The sequence below is a fragment of the Enterobacter sp. 725m/11 genome (genome assembly GCF_011683705.1).
In the GTDB taxonomy this organism is placed as follows: domain Bacteria; phylum Pseudomonadota; class Gammaproteobacteria; order Enterobacterales; family Enterobacteriaceae; genus Enterobacter; species Enterobacter bugandensis.
The window spans coordinates 50083-65513 of the sequence record NZ_JAAQOK010000029.1 but is presented as its reverse complement, the minus strand read 5'-3'; the positions used below and the strand labels follow the sequence as shown (position 1 = coordinate 65513).

Annotated in this window: 13 protein-coding genes; 7 read left to right on the top strand and 6 right to left on the bottom strand. The window is 53.8% G+C overall.

Annotation, left to right across the window (positions count from 1 at the left end):
* Nucleotides 1-16: 16 nt before the first annotated feature.
* A complete protein-coding gene (locus HBA26_RS14090) occupies nucleotides 17-1060 on the bottom strand; it encodes a hypothetical protein (RefSeq protein ID WP_166720926.1) in 1044 nt (347 codons plus the stop codon).
* A 382-nt stretch (nucleotides 1061-1442) separates the two neighbouring features.
* Here HBA26_RS14090 and HBA26_RS14085 point away from each other — a divergent pair, with 382 nt between their 5' ends.
* Nucleotides 1443-1697, top strand: a complete 255-nt coding sequence (locus HBA26_RS14085) for a DUF1471 domain-containing protein (RefSeq protein WP_048224133.1) — start codon at nucleotides 1443-1445, stop codon at nucleotides 1695-1697.
* A 456-nt stretch (nucleotides 1698-2153) separates the two neighbouring features.
* Complete coding sequence (locus HBA26_RS14080; RefSeq protein WP_166720925.1) at nucleotides 2154-2351, top strand: Fe-S-cluster oxidoreductase; 198 nt, start codon at nucleotides 2154-2156, stop codon at nucleotides 2349-2351.
* On the opposite strand, the gene setB is transcribed toward HBA26_RS14080, so the two are convergent.
* Nucleotides 2348-3529: a sugar efflux transporter SetB gene (gene setB / locus HBA26_RS14075; RefSeq protein WP_063437079.1), complete on the bottom strand. Its 1182-nt coding sequence runs from the start codon at nucleotides 3527-3529 to the stop codon at nucleotides 2348-2350. The two genes, HBA26_RS14080 and setB, sit on opposite strands and share 4 nt — an antisense overlap.
* Nucleotides 3530-3890: 361 nt before the next feature.
* On the opposite strand from setB, the gene fruB reads away from it, so the two are divergent.
* The 3 genes from fruB to fruA are packed head-to-tail and all read left to right on the top strand — an operon-like array spanning nucleotide 3891 to nucleotide 7661.
* Nucleotides 3891-5021 (top strand): fused PTS fructose transporter subunit IIA/HPr protein, encoded by a 1131-nt coding sequence (gene fruB, locus HBA26_RS14070; RefSeq protein ID WP_126345346.1) that lies wholly within the window; start codon nucleotides 3891-3893, stop codon nucleotides 5019-5021.
* A complete protein-coding gene (gene fruK / locus HBA26_RS14065) occupies nucleotides 5021-5959 on the top strand; it encodes a 1-phosphofructokinase (protein ID WP_010433510.1) in 939 nt (312 codons plus the stop codon). Before fruB ends, fruK begins: the two co-directional genes overlap by 1 nt.
* Before the next feature lie 16 nt (nucleotides 5960-5975).
* Nucleotides 5976-7661 (top strand): PTS fructose transporter subunit IIBC, encoded by a 1686-nt coding sequence (gene fruA / locus HBA26_RS14060; RefSeq protein WP_049000371.1) that lies wholly within the window; start codon nucleotides 5976-5978, stop codon nucleotides 7659-7661.
* A gap of 46 nt (nucleotides 7662-7707) precedes the next feature.
* Here the strand turns inward: fruA and nfo are convergent, their stop codons facing one another.
* Nucleotides 7708-8565, bottom strand: a complete 858-nt coding sequence (gene nfo, locus HBA26_RS14055; RefSeq protein WP_126345345.1) for a deoxyribonuclease IV — start codon at nucleotides 8563-8565, stop codon at nucleotides 7708-7710.
* Nucleotides 8566-8629: 64 nt separating this feature from the next.
* On the bottom strand, nucleotides 8630-9676 hold the full coding sequence (locus tag HBA26_RS14050; protein ID WP_126345344.1) for a YeiH family protein: 1047 nt from the start codon (nucleotides 9674-9676) through the stop codon (nucleotides 8630-8632).
* A gap of 97 nt (nucleotides 9677-9773) precedes the next feature.
* On the opposite strand from HBA26_RS14050, the gene yieE reads away from it, so the two are divergent.
* Nucleotides 9774-10640: a DNA-binding transcriptional regulator YeiE gene (gene yieE, locus HBA26_RS14045; protein ID WP_045629869.1), complete on the top strand. Its 867-nt coding sequence runs from the start codon at nucleotides 9774-9776 to the stop codon at nucleotides 10638-10640.
* A gap of 158 nt (nucleotides 10641-10798) precedes the next feature.
* A complete protein-coding gene (locus HBA26_RS14040; protein ID WP_028013865.1) occupies nucleotides 10799-12268 on the top strand; it encodes an amino acid permease in 1470 nt (489 codons plus the stop codon).
* 54 nt (nucleotides 12269-12322) lie between these two features.
* Here the strand turns inward: HBA26_RS14040 and HBA26_RS14035 are convergent, their stop codons facing one another.
* Entirely contained in the window at nucleotides 12323-14308 is a 1986-nt protein-coding gene (locus HBA26_RS14035; RefSeq protein ID WP_126300529.1) for a ligand-gated channel protein, read from the bottom strand.
* 268 nt (nucleotides 14309-14576) lie between these two features.
* The gene (gene fghA / locus HBA26_RS14030; protein ID WP_028013863.1) at nucleotides 14577-15404 is read right to left on the bottom strand and encodes an S-formylglutathione hydrolase; all 828 of its coding nucleotides are present in this window, start codon (nucleotides 15402-15404) and stop codon (nucleotides 14577-14579) included.
* Between the last annotated feature and the right edge of the window lie 27 nt (nucleotides 15405-15431).

The window sequence follows — 15431 nt, the reverse complement described above, 5'->3', positions numbered from 1 at the left end:
TCCGTCGTCGGCAGCGTCAGATGTGTATAAGAGACAGAAAATAACCATTTTCATAATCATACAAAATGTCATATCTATTTAAAAAATTGAATCCTGTATTAACGAATATTTGTTGCCTTGTCGTGTTTAAAAATATCTCTTTGGGAGAAATGTTTGTTTTGTGTCCCCCGGTAATAATTTCATATTCTATTCCTTCTGCTAGTTTAATATTTAATGTTGTTCCGTTAGGTAATTGCCCACCATTAACACTATAGTTAGGTATTGTTAAAAACATACTTTTTACTCCTGTATCAATAAGGACAGTACCACATTGATACCCTTGCCAACCAGTTATTTTGATACAAGCTGGCGGTGCGATCCATTCGTGTTTATTTTCATTTGAAGGTTGTAATTTAATAAAGGAAAATCCTTTGGCTGTATCCTTATTAATTCCAACATATATGCCATTGCGCGTTAGTGTATATCCATTGTTGCTTCCTGATTTTGTATTTAAAAGGGGGTTTGTACTTGGAGTGCTTTCGCTCTGCAAGCTACTTTCTCGATCAAAACCGATGCCCATCATTGATACATGCTCAGGGTTTAGTTCAGGTTTACAATTTCTTGCCTTAGCAAGGCACTGGATTTCGTTAACAGCCAATACTGGGATAATATTCGTAGATACGAATTTTTCCCCATCACCAATTGTGAGAGTAGTATTGAGCCAAGAACCTATCATAATACGTCCGGAACTATTGTACGTGATTTTACCTGGTCTAGCTGATAAATTATTTGCATTTGGTATTGCTGAAGATGAAATCACTAAACCTGTAGAGCCAGTATCAACTACTACCTCTCGTTCAGCACCGTCAGGAAATGAGACAAACAACTTCGGCGCAGTCTCATCACCACTTAAATTGTCGTTGTTTATAAATTTTAAATATACTGAATCATTGTTTTCTGAAAAAATCGGCTTACTTATTTCTGCATCAGATACTGCAGCATAAGAAGCTATTCCAAACGGAAGAATTACACAAATAATGGCTAGGATGTTTACTTTTATCGCTACTGGGTGTATTTGCATGTTAACGGCCTATAAAGATTCAGAAAAAACGTGAAATTTGTACCATGTATTATGCATGATATATCGCGTCCTTTTTCAATATTCTTATCCTATACAAATATTCAAAGTAGCAGACATCTAATTTTTTTCAAGAGAAATTCAAAAAACAAAGTATGTGTGATCTCGATCTGATTTTTCGATTATACAATGTAATTTTTTAGGTGCGTCTTGACATAATAGTACTAATAACTAATATTTAATATTACTGAATCTAATACTGTGCAAGTGTTATTTTCTGTCGATTAAAAAATAGTTTGCTCTAACCCGTTACGCGTAAAGTTTAAAGTACCGATTTTTCTTCTATGAAATTATTACCTACTACTACAATACTTGGAGTAATCGAATGAAACTCGCAAAATATTTCTGCTGTTTTATGGTAATGTTTAATACTACTGTATTTGCTGCTGAGGAAATTGATGCGGAAAATGCAAGTAAATATACCAAAATTGGAACGTTATCAGTGACTGAAGATGGTTTTACAATGTCTGACGATGATCTTTCGCAAAAGGTTGATGAAAAGGGAGGAAAGTACTACGTTATTACTTCGAAGGAAGGAAAAGAAGAGCATAAGACTATTAACGCTGACATCTACAAGTGATGCCTTAGAAGGTGGCGATTGTTTTTGCCACCTTCATTGATAGTCTTAAAAAATGAATTAACCAATTCCAATTTTATATTTTTTTTCGTGGCGTGCGGCATTGTGTGAATGTTTGTATTTTATTTGTGCTTTCTATTCGTTTGTCAAATGATTAGATGATTCTTGTTGTTTTTGTTATTTTTTTTAGTTCTTAAATTGTTGCTTCCAATCAAACTGTTTTTCCTGTGTATGCTGAAAATACTAAGAATGTGGTACATGGTTTATGAAGTTTATGTTGTTTTGGAATTTAAGATTCAAACGGTGTTGATGTTCGATTAGGTTGACTTTATATATTTCGATAAATTAGTAAGTTACAGCCGAATAAAGGCTGGGAAACATATAATACGATCAACTTAGCGTGGCATAGAATAGATTAATTAAACCAGATATGAACTGCAGCAATGTTAATCATAAACTATGAATAATGGTTCATTAGGCAAGCCCGCCAATACCCGCTGCGTTCAGCTCTCTGAATCCAACCTGTGTATGATCTTTGAGTCTCCCCTGCGCCCGAAGGTCTGTTCCGGGCTTCAGCCATCAGCTGAAATGTGCGGCAGCACGCGCGCGCAGGCAATGACATGGCTGCTGGAGCTGGAAGCGCTCACTGCGCCTTAAACGTCTTTGATCCTCGCCAGACAGCCAATCGTCAGCGTACACATCACCAGCGCAATCCAGAACACCGTGTGGTAGTTCCAGATCTCGGCAACGATACCGGCCATCGAGCCCGCGATAATCCAGCCCACGCGGGTGGTATTAGTATAAAGGGTGGTGGCGGCACCTGCCTGCCCCGGCATCAGATCCTGGAAGTAGAGCATGCCAATCCCCGCCAGGATGCCGATATACACGGCGTTCAGCAGCTGTAAAGCAAGAAGCAGGGCTGGCGTATGGACCGTCAGCATGCCAACGTAGAATAGCAGCCCGGCGACGGCCGCGATGCGCATTAAAAAACGCTTTCCAAAACGCTTCGCATAATAGCCTGCAATCAGCATGGTCGGGATCTCAAGACCCGCGGCGGTGCCCATCATAATGCCGGCCAGCTTCTCCGGCAGGTGTAGCTCATTAATAATAAACAGCGGCATGTTAATGATATACAGGCTGTTGGTGCCCCACATCAGCGTGCAGATAACAAACAGGAGCAGGGCATCGCGGCGGTTACGACGCGGCGCTTCCAGCACGCCCGTTGCCACTTTGGGCTCTTTACGCATTGACGGCAGAAAAAACCATACCATTGCGCCGCATGCCACAAACGCGACCGCCGCGCTCAGGTACATCACCGTAAAGCCAAACCCCATCGCCAGCGCGTAGGCCAGCGGCGGGCCAATTACCCATGCCAGCGACACCTGAGCGCGCAATATCGAGCTGAACATCACCGCTTCCCGCCCGGTATGGTCGGCATGTTCGCGGGCAAGGGCAAACAGCTGCGGGTTGGCGGTTGAGCCAAAGCTGCTCAGAAAAACGCCAATGAACAGCAGAATGAAATAGTTACGGTTCCAGGCAAACAGGACGCAGGCCAGCACCCCCAGCAGACAGCAGAAAACGATCAGGCTTTTACGATCGCCTTTGCGATCGGAACGACCGGCGAGAAACTGGCTGACAAGAATGCCGATGATGGCGCTTCCGGTAAAAAAGAAGCCAACCATCGCCGGACGGGCGTGAACTTCGTTGGTCAGGAACAGGCTCAGCGTCGGGGTTTGCAACGCACCGGCGATGCCCGTGAAGAAGGCAACAATCAGGAACGCCGTTGACGTCAAATCAAAGGGCTTCGGCGCGGTGGCCGCAGGGGTGTTATGCATGTTTTATAATTAGCGAGTAACAGAGAGGGGCGGAGTTTACGCCGTCAGTTAAAAAATAAACAGTGGGTGAAGTCAATTACGCCACGAAAAATCAAAATGGCATTTCAACTTACTCCCCACCTGGCTGAACTTAGCTGAAACTGGTTTGCTGAAGTTCAGCAAAATTTAGCTGAACGCAGAAGAAATGTGCAGTATCTCTAAATTCTGATATCGGAAATACGACATTTCTTGCAAGCCATTGCAGAAAGCGCAAGACTTTTTGAAACGTTTCAGCGCTATCTTGTTTTAACAAACGGAGCAGGCTAGAGCATTTTTTCTCATGTAAGCTGAAACGATTCACTTTCAGCAGGAGAGGAGAACCATGTTCCAGTTATCTGTTCAGGATATTCACCCGGGCGCTCAGGCCGGGGATAAAGAAGAGGCTATTCGTCAGGTTGCCGCTGCCCTTGTGCAGGCGGGTAACGTTGCGGACGGCTACGTAAACGGTATGCTGGCGCGCGAGCAGCAGACCTCCACCTTCCTCGGCAATGGCATTGCCATTCCGCACGGCACAACCGACACCCGCGACCAGGTGCTGAAAACCGGCGTTAAGGTTTATCAGTTCCCGCAGGGCGTGCTCTGGGGCGACGGCCAGGTGGCTTATGTTGCTATCGGTATCGCGGCGAGCAGCGACGAACACTTAGGCCTGCTGCGTCAGCTGACGCATGTCCTGAGCGATGACGCCGTGGCGGAACAGCTGAAGTCTGCAACAACCGCTGAAGAGCTGCGGGCGTTGCTGATGGGCGAAAAACAGAGTGAAGCGCTGAAGCTGGATAACGACACGCTGACGCTGGATGTTGTGGCCTCCGATCTGGTCACGCTGCAGGCGCTGAACGCGGGTCGCCTGAAAGAAGCGGGTGCCGCTGATGCCACCTTTGTGACGCGCGTGATTAACGATAAACCGCTGAATCTCGGCCAGGGCATCTGGCTGAACGACAGCACTGAAGGCAACCTGCGCAGCGCAATTGCAGTGAGCCGCGCCGCCACCGCGTTCGACGTTGAGGGCGAGACAGCAGCCATGCTGGTGACCGTGGCGATGAACGATGAACAGCCGGTTTCGGTGTTGAAGCGTCTGGGCGATCTGCTGCTGAACAATAAAGCTGAAAAACTGCTGAACGCCGATGCGGCGACCGTGCTGGCGCTGCTGACCAGCGACGACGCGCTAACGGACGACGTGCTGAACGCCGAGTTCGTGGTGCGTAACGAGCACGGCCTGCATGCCCGTCCGGGCACCATGCTGGTCAACACCATTAAACAATTTGAAAGCGAGATTACCGTGACCAACCTGGATGGTTCGGGCAAACCGGCCAACGGCCGTAGCCTGATGAAAGTCGTCGCGCTGGGCGTGAAGAAAGGCCATCGCCTGCGCTTCACCGCGCAGGGCGCAGATGCTGAACAGGCGCTGAAAGCAATTGGCGACGCCATCGCGGCAGGTCTGGGGGAGGGCGCATAATGAGCAGACGTGTTGCGACTATTACGCTGAACCCGGCTTATGACCTGGTGGGGTTTTGCCCGGAAATTGAGCGCGGCGAAGTTAACCTTGTGCGTACCACTGGCCTGCATGCTGCGGGCAAAGGGATTAACGTCGCGAAGGTGCTCAAGGATCTCGGTATCGACGTCACCGTAGGCGGATTCCTCGGTAAAGATAACCAGGATGGCTTCCAGCAGCTGTTCAGCGAGCTGGGCATTGCCAACCGTTTCCAGGTCGTTCAGGGCCGTACCCGCATCAACGTTAAGCTGACGGAAAAAGACGGCGAAGTGACCGATCTTAACTTCTCCGGTTTCGAAGTGACGCCAGCTGACTGGGAGCGCTTTGTGACCGACTCCCTGACTTGGCTGGGCCAGTTCGACATGGTGTGCGTCAGCGGCAGCCTGCCGTCCGGCGTCAGCCCGGAAGCGTTTACCGACTGGATGACGCGCCTGCGCAGCCAGTGCCCGTGCATTATCTTCGACAGCAGCCGCGATGCGCTGGTGGCGGGTCTGAAAGCGTCTCCATGGCTGGTGAAGCCAAACCGCCGCGAGCTGGAGATCTGGGCAGGCCGCAAGCTGCCGGAATTAAAAGATGTGATTGAGGCCGCCCATGCGCTGCGCGAGCAGGGTATTGCTCACGTGGTGATCTCGCTGGGTGCAGAAGGGGCGTTGTGGGTTAACGCTTCAGGTGAATGGATTGCCAAACCGCCGTCAATGGAAGTAGTGAGCACCGTTGGCGCAGGGGATTCTATGGTTGGCGGCCTGATTTACGGCCTGCTGATGCGTGAATCCAGTGAACATACGTTACGTCTTGCCACCGCCGTTGCAGCCCTGGCCGTGAGCCAGAGCAATGTCGGTATTACCGATCGTACCCAGTTAGCCGCGATGATGGCGCGCGTTGACTTAAAACCTTTTAACTAACAGCAGGAGAGGAATAATGAAAACGCTGCTGATCATTGACTCCGGTCTCGGACAGGCTCGCGCCTACATGGCGAAGACCCTGCTGGGCGCGGCGGCACAAAAAGCACACCTGGACATCATTGATAACCCAGGCGATGCCGAACTGGCGATTGTCCTGGGCGATAAAATTCCCGCTGACAGCGCGCTGAACGGCAAAAAAGTGTGGCTGGGCGATATTAATCGCGCGGTGGCACACCCGGAACTGTTCCTGAGCGAAGCGAAAGGTCACGCGACCGTCTACAGCGCGCCTGTCGCGGCGGCTCCTGCTGCGGCCTCGGGTCCGAAACGCGTTGTCGCGGTCACGGCCTGCCCGACGGGCGTGGCGCACACCTTTATGGCGGCTGAAGCCATTGAAACCGAAGCGAAAAAACGCGGCTGGTGGGTGAAGGTTGAAACCCGTGGCTCCGTGGGGGCGGGCAATGCCATTACGCCGGAAGAGGTCGCTGAGGCCGATCTGGTGATTGTGGCGGCAGATATCGAAGTGGATCTGGCGAAATTTGCCGGCAAACCGATGTACCGCACCTCTACCGGCCTGGCGCTGAAAAAGACCGCGCAGGAGTTTGATAAGGCCCTGGCAGAAGCCAAACCGTATCAGGCCACCGGCGCAGTAAAAACGCCGACCGAAGGCAAAAAAGAGTCTGCGGGCGCATACCGTCACCTGCTGACCGGCGTGTCCTACATGCTGCCGATGGTGGTTGCGGGCGGCCTGTGTATCGCACTGTCGTTCGCGTTTGGTATTACGGCATTTAAAGAAGAAGGGACGCTTGCGGCTGCGCTGATGCAGATCGGCGGCGGTTCAGCGTTCGCGCTGATGGTGCCGGTGCTGGCGGGCTTTATCGCTTTCTCCATCGCTGACCGTCCGGGTCTGACCCCGGGTCTTATCGGCGGTATGCTGGCGGTGAGCACCGGCTCCGGCTTTATTGGCGGTATCATCGCCGGTTTCCTCGCGGGTTACGTCGCGAAGCTGATTAGCTCGAAGCTGAAGCTGCCGCAGAGTATGGAGGCGCTGAAGCCAATCCTGATCATTCCGCTCATCTCCAGCCTGGTGGTCGGTCTGGCGATGATCTACCTGATTGGTAAGCCGGTTGCGGGTATCCTGGCGGGCCTGACCCACTGGCTGCAAACCATGGGCACGGCGAACGCGGTGCTGCTGGGCGCAATCCTCGGCGGCATGATGTGTACCGACATGGGTGGCCCGGTGAACAAAGCGGCATACGCCTTTGGCGTTGGCCTGCTGAGTACCCAGACTTACGCGCCGATGGCGGCGATCATGGCGGCCGGTATGGTGCCACCGCTGGCGCTTGGCCTGGCGACGATTATTGCCCGTCGTAAGTTCGACAAAGCGCAGCAGGAAGGCGGTAAAGCGGCGCTGGTGCTGGGCCTGTGCTTCATCACCGAAGGTGCGATTCCGTTCGCGGCGCGTGACCCAATGCGTGTTCTGCCGTGCTGTATCGTCGGCGGCGCGGTAACGGGCGCCATCTCCATGGCGATTGGCGCGAAGCTGATGGCACCGCACGGCGGTCTGTTCGTCCTGCTGATCCCTGGCGCCATCACCCCGGTACTGGGTTATCTGCTGGCGATTGTTGCCGGTACGCTGGTGGCAGGCCTGTCTTACGCGGTGCTGAAGCGCCCGGAAGCGGAAGTTGTGGCAAAAGCAGCGTAAGCACTAAGAAATAAAAAAGCCGGGTGCTAATGCAACCCGGCTTTTTTTATGCCGCCTGTTCTGCGGTTTGCTGTGCCTTCAGCCAGGCAATCTCCTCCGCCCAGATATCCGGATTGATGGTTTCCAGCACCATCGGAATACCGTCGAAGCGGGCGTCCTGCATAATAAAGCGGAAGGCATCGTGACCGATATTGCCTTCGCCCAGGCTGTGGTGGCGGTCAACGCGGCTGCCGAACGCGCTTTTCGCATCGTTCAGGTGCATACCGCGAAGATATTTAAAGCCAACAACGCGCTCGAACTCCTCGAAAGTATTTTTCGTGGCCTCGGTGGTGCGCAGGTCATACCCGGCGGCAAACGCGTGGCAGGTATCAATGCATACGCCCACGCGAGACTTATCTTCCACGCCGTCAATGATTGCCGCCAGATGTTCAAACCTAAAGCCGAGGTTGCTGCCCTGACCAGCCGTGTTTTCAATCACTGCGGTGACGCCTTTGGTCTTATCCAGCGTCATGTTGATGGATTCGGCAATGCGCGCCAGACAGGCATCTTCATCAATCTGCATCAGATGACTACCCGGATGGAAGTTCAGCAGCGTCAGCCCGAGCTGTTCGCAGCGCTGCACTTCATCAAGGAACGCCTCGCGGGACTTATCCAGCGCTTCCTGCACCGGATGCCCGAGGTTAATCAGATAGCTGTCGTGGGGAAGGATCTGGCCCGGCCTGTAATGGTATTTTTCACAGGCGGCTTTGAAATCATCAATCACGTCGGCGGTGAGCGGCGCGGCGCGCCACTGGCGCTGGTTTTTGGTGAACAGGGCGAAAGCGGTCGCCTCGATTTCGGCGGCGCGAATGGCGGCATTCGCCAGGCCACCTGCAGCGCTGACGTGCGCTCCAACGTATTTCATAAAAAAACTCCTGTTAACCCGAAACGCTTATGATAGCGGGTTAACAGGAGAAGGACGAGATGGTTTATGCCATCAGGCTGTGCACGGCGAGGTTAATCGCACCGCCGCCGACAATCAGCCAGATGAAGAGCACCAGCGCCATCAGCAGCGGCTTTGCACCGGCTTTTTTCAGCGCGCTGACGTGCGTGGTCACCCCCAGCGCCGCCATCGCCATCGCCAGCAGCACCGTATCCAGCGTCACCAGCATCTCCACTACCGCTTTTGGCAGCAGGTGGAAGGAGTTAAAGATAGCGACCACGATGAACAGGATCGCAAACCACGGAATGGTGATTTTGCTCTTCTCGCTGCCGCCAGCCGGTGCCAGCTGTTTAACACGGGCCGCGAGGATAATCAGGAACGGGGCCAGCATCATCACGCGCAGCATTTTGGCAATGACCGCCGCGTTTTCCGCTTCCGGGTTAATGGCGTGACCTGCCGCCACCACCTGCGCCACTTCGTGCATGGTTGAGCCAATATAGATGCCGTAGGTTTCCGGGCTAAACCAGTGCGCCACCAGCGGGTACATGGCCGGATACAGGAAGATTGCCAGCGTACCGAAGATAACCACCGTCGCGACCGCCACCGTCACTTTACTGGCTTCGGCCTTAACGACCGGCTCCGTCGCCAGCACTGCCGCCGCGCCGCAGATGCTGCTGCCTGCGCCGATTAACCAGCTGGTTTGCTTATCCAGGCCAAACACTTTCTGACCAATAAAGCACGCCAGTAAAAAGGTGCTGGTCAGCGTCAGGACGTCAATGGCAATCCCGCTGACGCCCACGTCCGCAATCTGCGAAAAGGTGAGACGGAAGCCGTAAAGGATAATCCCGAGACGTAATAAATGCTGCTTGGCGAAAATCACGCCGCCGTCACAGGATTTCCAGATGTGGGGGTAAACGGTGTTCCCGACCACCATGCCGAGCAAAATGGCCAGCGTTAACGCGCTGAACCCTGCACCGGCCACTGCCGGAATACTGCCGCCCCATAAGGCCACGCCGGTGACGACGGCGCTGAGCGCAAGGCCGGGCACGAAGTGCCACACTGTACGATGATGTTGTAAGGTGATTTCTGACATAACCTTCTCCTTTGTCTGGCTAAAGGTTACGGCGCGCTGGCTTAAAAATAAAATTGATTATATATTTATAATCAATCTTTATAAGTGGTAAGCAACCATGCACATTACATTGCGTCAGCTGGAAGTGTTTGCCGAGGTGCTGAAAAGCGGCTCGACGACCCAGGCGTCACAAATGCTGGCGCTCTCGCAGTCTGCCGTCAGCGCGGCGTTGACCGATCTCGAAGGCCAGTTGGGCGTCCAGCTGTTTGACAGGGTAGGGAAGCGACTGGTGGTTAACGAACATGGCCGCCTGCTTTACCCGCGCGCGCTGGCGCTGCTGGAGCAGGCTATTGAAATCGAGCAGCTGTTCCGCGAGGACAACGGCGCGATCCGCGTTTTTGCCAGCAGCACCATCGGCAACTACATCCTGCCGGAAGTGATTGCCCGCTACCGCCGGGATTTCCCGACCCTGCCGCTGGAGATGAGCGTGGGTAACAGCCAGGACGTGATCAACGCGGTGATTGATTTCCGCGTGGATATCGGACTTATCGAAGGTCCTTGCCACAACGTCGATATCATTGCCGAGCCCTGGCTGGAGGATGAGCTGGTAGTGTTTGCGTCTCCGGCCTCGTCGTTATTGCAGGGTGAGGTGACGCTGGAGCGGCTGGCGCAGGCGCAGTGGATCCTCCGCGAGCAGGGTTCCGGCACGCGTGAGATTGTCGACTACCTGCTGCTGTCGCATCTGCCGCATTTCCAGCTGGGAATGGAGCTGGGAAACTCAGAGGCGATTAAGCACGCGGTGCGTCATGGCCTGGGCATCAGCTGTCTTTCCCGGCGGGTGATTGCCGAACAGCTGGAGACCGGATCGCTGGTGGAAATCCCCGTTCCGCTGCCAAAACTGGTGCGCACGCTGTGGTGCATCCACCATCGTCAGAAACACCTGTCCAGTTCGCTGCAGCGTTTTCTGCGCTACTGCGAGATGTAAAAGCGCCCCTCACCCCAAAGGGGAGAGGGAAAAATAATGCGTTACTTATAATCCTGGACGCGTCATGAAGCTCTCTTATAACAGGGTATTTCTGCCGGAAGGAACGCAGATCGTCTGCTACAATCGCGCCTCATTTATTAAATGGACAGCATTTTCACATGGTTTCAGAAACTAAAACCACAGAAGCGCCCACGCTACGTCGTGAACTCAAGGCGCGTCACCTGACGATGATCGCCATTGGCGGCTCAATCGGTACAGGTCTTTTCGTTGCCTCTGGCGCAACGATTTCGGCAGCCGGCCCGGGTGGGGCATTATTCTCTTATATCCTGATTGGCCTGATGGTTTATTTCCTGATGACCAGCCTGGGCGAACTGGCGGCATACATGCCGGTGTCAGGTTCGTTTTCGACCTACGGACAAAAATACGTTGAGGAAGGCTTCGGCTTCGCGCTGGGCTGGAACTACTGGTACAACTGGGCCGTCACCATCGCCGTGGACCTCGTCGCCGCGCAGCTGGTGATGACCTGGTGGTTCCCGGACACGCCGGGCTGGATCTGGAGCGCCCTGTTCCTCGCCGTCATCTTCCTGCTGAACTACATCTCCGTGCGCGGCTTTGGCGAAGCGGAATACTGGTTCTCTTTGATCAAAGTGGCCACCGTCATCATCTTTATCGTCGTCGGCGTGGCGATGATCGTGGGTATTTTCAAAGGGGCTGAACCTGCGGGCTGGAGTAACTGGACCATCGGCGATGCGCCGTTTGCCGGGGGCTTCTCGGCGATGATTGGCGTGGCGATGATTGTCGGCTTCTCCTTCCAGGGAACGGAGCTGATTGGTATCGCGGCCGGTGAATCCGAAAACCCGGAGAAGAACATTCCGCGCGCGGTGCGTCAGGTGTTCTGGCGTATCCTGCTGTTCTACGTGTTCGCTATTTTGATTATCAGCCTGATCATTCCGTATACCGATCCAAGCCTGCTGCGTAACGATGTGAAAGACATCAGCGTCAGCCCGTTCACCCTGGTCTTCCAGCACGCGGGCCTGCTCTCAGCGGCGGCGGTAATGAATGCGGTGATCCTGACGGCGGTGCTGTCGGCGGGTAACTCCGGCATGTACGCCTCCACCCGTATGCTTTATACCCTGGCCTGCGACGGCAAAGCGCCACGCATTTTCTCGAAACTGTCCCGCGGCGGCGTACCGCGCAACGCGCTGTATGCCACCACGGTGATTGCCGGCCTGTGCTTCCTGACCTCCATGTTCGGCAACCAGACGGTGTACCTGTGGCTGCTTAACACCTCCGGGATGACGGGCTTTATCGCCTGGCTGGGCATTGCCATCAGCCACTACCGTTTCCGTCGCGGCTACGTCATGCAGGGTCATGACCTGAATAACCTGCCGTACCGTTCAGGGTTCTTCCCGCTGGGGCCGATTTTCGCCTTCGTTCTGTGCCTGATCATTACTCTGGGTCAGAACTATGAGGCCTTCCTTGCGGACACCATTGACTGGGGTGCCGTCACGGCGACCTACATTGGTATTCCGCTGTTCCTGATCATCTGGTTTGGCTACAAACTGACGAAAGGAACCCGCTTCGTTCGCTACAGTGAAATGGATTTCCCGGAACGATTTAAACAATAACCGCGCTTCCTCTCTTTCAGCCCGCTCAACCGAGCGGGCTTTTTTATGGGCAGATCAGAAGCTGTAGGTCATGCCAACCGTATAGCGACGCCCGTCCAGCACGGTGTCATACGTGTCGTAGTCAATCTGCTTATCCAGCACGTTATACACACCGGCGGTAACCAGCAGGTTTTTGTTCGCGTTGTAGCGCAGACCGACATCAACCTGAGTGTAGGACGGTGTGCCCTGGGACATTGACGTGCGGCTCAGGTACTCAGACGTTTTACCGCGAAGGTTCAGACGGCTCCAGAAACCGACGTCGGGCGTCGCCTGCCAGTCCAGGGTAGTGTTGAACATGTGCTTCGGCATCTTGTTCAGCGGCTTGCCTGAGAACTGACCGCTCTTCTGCTCAGATTCGGTATAGGTATAGTTTGCGGTCCAGTTTACATCGCGCGAGATTTTCCAGCCGAAGGAGGACTCCACGCCGCGCATGTTGGCTTTGTCCACGTTAACGCGGTCGCTCACGAAATCATAGCTGTGATCGCCAATCGTACAGGCGGGATCGGCGCTGCTGTTACAGCGGCGAACTTCCGTAATCTTGTCCTTGAAGTCGGTATTAAACAGCGTCACGCCGGCATTCAGGTTATCGTTGTTATCCCAGAGCAGGGCGAGCTCTTCGCTCAGGCTCTTCTCTGGTTTCAGATCCGGGTTGCCAACGATGATACCGTCAAGACGGCCGCCACCCGTTACCTGGCCCCAACTGGCAGACGACTGCCGCAGATCCGGCGCACGATAGCCAGCCGAAACCCCGCCTTTCAACGTCCAGTGATCGGCCAGGTGCCATACGCCGTAACCGCGCGGCGTCCAGTTCGTCCCGTAGTTTTGGTCTTTGTCCATACGCAGGCCGCCGGTCAATGTAAAGCTTTCCGTCATTGACCATTCATCTTCGGCAAACAGGGCCCAGCTCCAGCGCGTCAGTTTGTTCAGGCCGTCCGCAGCTTCCAGCTGATTGCCCTCGTCGCGCAGTTTCTCATACCGATACTGCCCGCCGAGGGTCAACGTATGATCGCCGAGGAAAATCTGGTTCTGGTTGTTGAAGGTGGTGTTATACGAGCGCATTTTGCGACCTGGATTATTGGTCTCTTCCTGCTGGATATAGCTGGTGGTATTGAAGTCGTCGTAATACCCGCTGTGGGTTAAGGAGTAAGTTGTGTGCTCATAGCGTGAGTCGCTTTTAGTATTTGGCGTACAGGTCGTTCCCCGGCAGGTTTCAGCCGCTTTCGACATCCCTGGCGTGCTGTTTCTGTCCTGAAGCTCGCGAGCAAAATCAAGATCGAAATCGTTCTTCTCATCCGGGGTGAAGTTCAGGGTAATGCCACCGTTACGCATTTTCTGCTCGTTATACCCGTTCACGATTTTATCTTCGGCGCGGCGTGACAACAGCCCCGTCACTTTTGCGCCAAGCAGACCGTCAATCAGGGGACCAGAAGCGTAGGCGTTGGTCTGGAAGATATCGCCGGAATCATGGTTTTCCTGGAAGGTTGCATCGCCGTGCAACGAACCGGTCCAGGCTTTAGTGTTTGAGACTTTTTTGGTAATGACGTTGATGACGCCACCCATCGCATCGGAGCCGTAAAGTGAGGACATCGGGCCGCGGATAACCTCAATGCGCTCAATGGACTCCAGCGGCGGCAGCCAGCCTTGTTCAATACCCGAGTTGTCGCTGTTTGGGCGGGTGCTTCGCGTACTGACGCGTTTGCCGTTCACGAGGAACAAGGTGTACTGAGATGCCATGCCGCGAATGCTGATATCACTGCTACTCCCGCCGCCGGTGACGACCACGCCCGGGACGTCTCTCAGGGCATCGGTAACATCACGGTAGGCTTTATCTTCAATCTGCTGTTTCGAAATAACAGAGATGGAGGCGGGGGCATTCTGGATCTTTTGTTCAAAACCCGTCGCGGTGACGACAACGGTGTCCTGATCGGCTGCGTGAACGAGAGGGGTGAATGTGGCAGCGCCAACGGCGACGGCCAGGAGCTTAATGCGGGGTATTGTCATTTGTACATTCCGTATAAAAATGAATAAAACTCCATCGGGATAACCCTGAGAACTGTATGTTTTTGTCTTTTAAGAACTCTTTAAGATGGAGAAGAGCCTGGAATTGTACAAAAGAATGAAGAATTGTAAACACAAATGATAATTGAAATCATTTGTGTTTGAAGGGGGTGAAAGGAAACCAGCCTGGATTCAAGCGGATAGAACTATGTAAATGAGGGGGAGGGGAAAGGCCCGGTATGCAGGAGGCTACCGGGCAAAAAGGCTGAACTTACCTGAACAGATGTTCCGCATGGAAGCGGAGATGATCTTCAATAAAGGACGCCATAAAGTAATAGCTGTGATCGTATCCCGCCTGAATGCGCAGCGTCAGCGGCCAGTCCTTCTGGCGCGCCGCTTCAGCCAGAACCGCAGGCTGTAACTGTCCGGCGAGAAACTGATCCGCATCACCCTGGTCGATAAGCATCGGAATCGCATCTTCCGTCCGGCTTGCCAGCATCAGCGCGCAGCTGTCCCATTCCTGCCATTTCTCTTCATCTTTACCCAGATAGTTTGTGAAAGCTTTTTGTCCCCACGGCACCTGCGTTGGGTTCACAATCGGCGCGAACGCAGAGACGCTGGTGTATTTCCCCGGGTTTTTCAGCGCCATGATTAACGCCCCGTGCCCGCCCATGGAGTGCCCGCTGATGGCGCAGCGGTCGCTCACCGTAAATTCGGCCTTAATCAGCGCTGGCAGCTCGTCGCGAATGTAGTCATACATGCGGTAATGGCTCGCCCACGGCTGCTCGGTGGCGTTGAGATAAAATCCGGCACCTTTGCCCAGATCGTACCCGGCATCGTCCGCCACATCATCGCCGCGCGGGCTGGTGTCGGGCATCACCAGCGCAATGCCCAGCTCGGCCGCAATACGCTGCGCGCCCGCTTTGGTAGTGAAGTTTTCGTCATTACACGTCAGGCCTGAAAGCCAGAACAGAACCGGCGGATTTTCCGTCGGGGGCAGGAAAATGCTGAACGTCATAGCACAGTTCAGCGTGGTGGAGTCGTGCCGCCAGCGCTGCTGTCGACCTTCAAAACAACGGTGCTCTTCGAGCAGTTCCATGCAGGGCTCCTTAATGAGAATAGCTAT

What these genes read in the sequence shown, in the direction of transcription:
- HBA26_RS14090 (WP_166720926.1), bottom strand. Translation starts at nt 1,060, where the DNA reads ATGCAAATACACCCAGTAGCGATAAAAGTAAACATCCTAGCCATTATT.
- HBA26_RS14085 (WP_048224133.1), top strand. Translation starts at nt 1,443, where the DNA reads ATGAAACTCGCAAAATATTTCTGCTGTTTTATGGTAATGTTTAATACT.
- HBA26_RS14080 (WP_166720925.1), top strand. Translation starts at nt 2,154, where the DNA reads ATGAATAATGGTTCATTAGGCAAGCCCGCCAATACCCGCTGCGTTCAG.
- setB (WP_063437079.1), bottom strand. Translation starts at nt 3,529, where the DNA reads ATGCATAACACCCCTGCGGCCACCGCGCCGAAGCCCTTTGATTTGACG.
- fruB (WP_126345346.1), top strand. Translation starts at nt 3,891, where the DNA reads ATGTTCCAGTTATCTGTTCAGGATATTCACCCGGGCGCTCAGGCCGGG.
- fruK (WP_010433510.1), top strand. Translation starts at nt 5,021, where the DNA reads ATGAGCAGACGTGTTGCGACTATTACGCTGAACCCGGCTTATGACCTG.
- fruA (WP_049000371.1), top strand. Translation starts at nt 5,976, where the DNA reads ATGAAAACGCTGCTGATCATTGACTCCGGTCTCGGACAGGCTCGCGCC.
- nfo (WP_126345345.1), bottom strand. Translation starts at nt 8,565, where the DNA reads ATGAAATACGTTGGAGCGCACGTCAGCGCTGCAGGTGGCCTGGCGAAT.
- HBA26_RS14050 (WP_126345344.1), bottom strand. Translation starts at nt 9,676, where the DNA reads ATGTCAGAAATCACCTTACAACATCATCGTACAGTGTGGCACTTCGTG.
- yieE (WP_045629869.1), top strand. Translation starts at nt 9,774, where the DNA reads ATGCACATTACATTGCGTCAGCTGGAAGTGTTTGCCGAGGTGCTGAAA.
- HBA26_RS14040 (WP_028013865.1), top strand. Translation starts at nt 10,799, where the DNA reads ATGGTTTCAGAAACTAAAACCACAGAAGCGCCCACGCTACGTCGTGAA.
- HBA26_RS14035 (WP_126300529.1), bottom strand. Translation starts at nt 14,308, where the DNA reads ATGACAATACCCCGCATTAAGCTCCTGGCCGTCGCCGTTGGCGCTGCC.
- fghA (WP_028013863.1), bottom strand. Translation starts at nt 15,404, where the DNA reads ATGGAACTGCTCGAAGAGCACCGTTGTTTTGAAGGTCGACAGCAGCGC.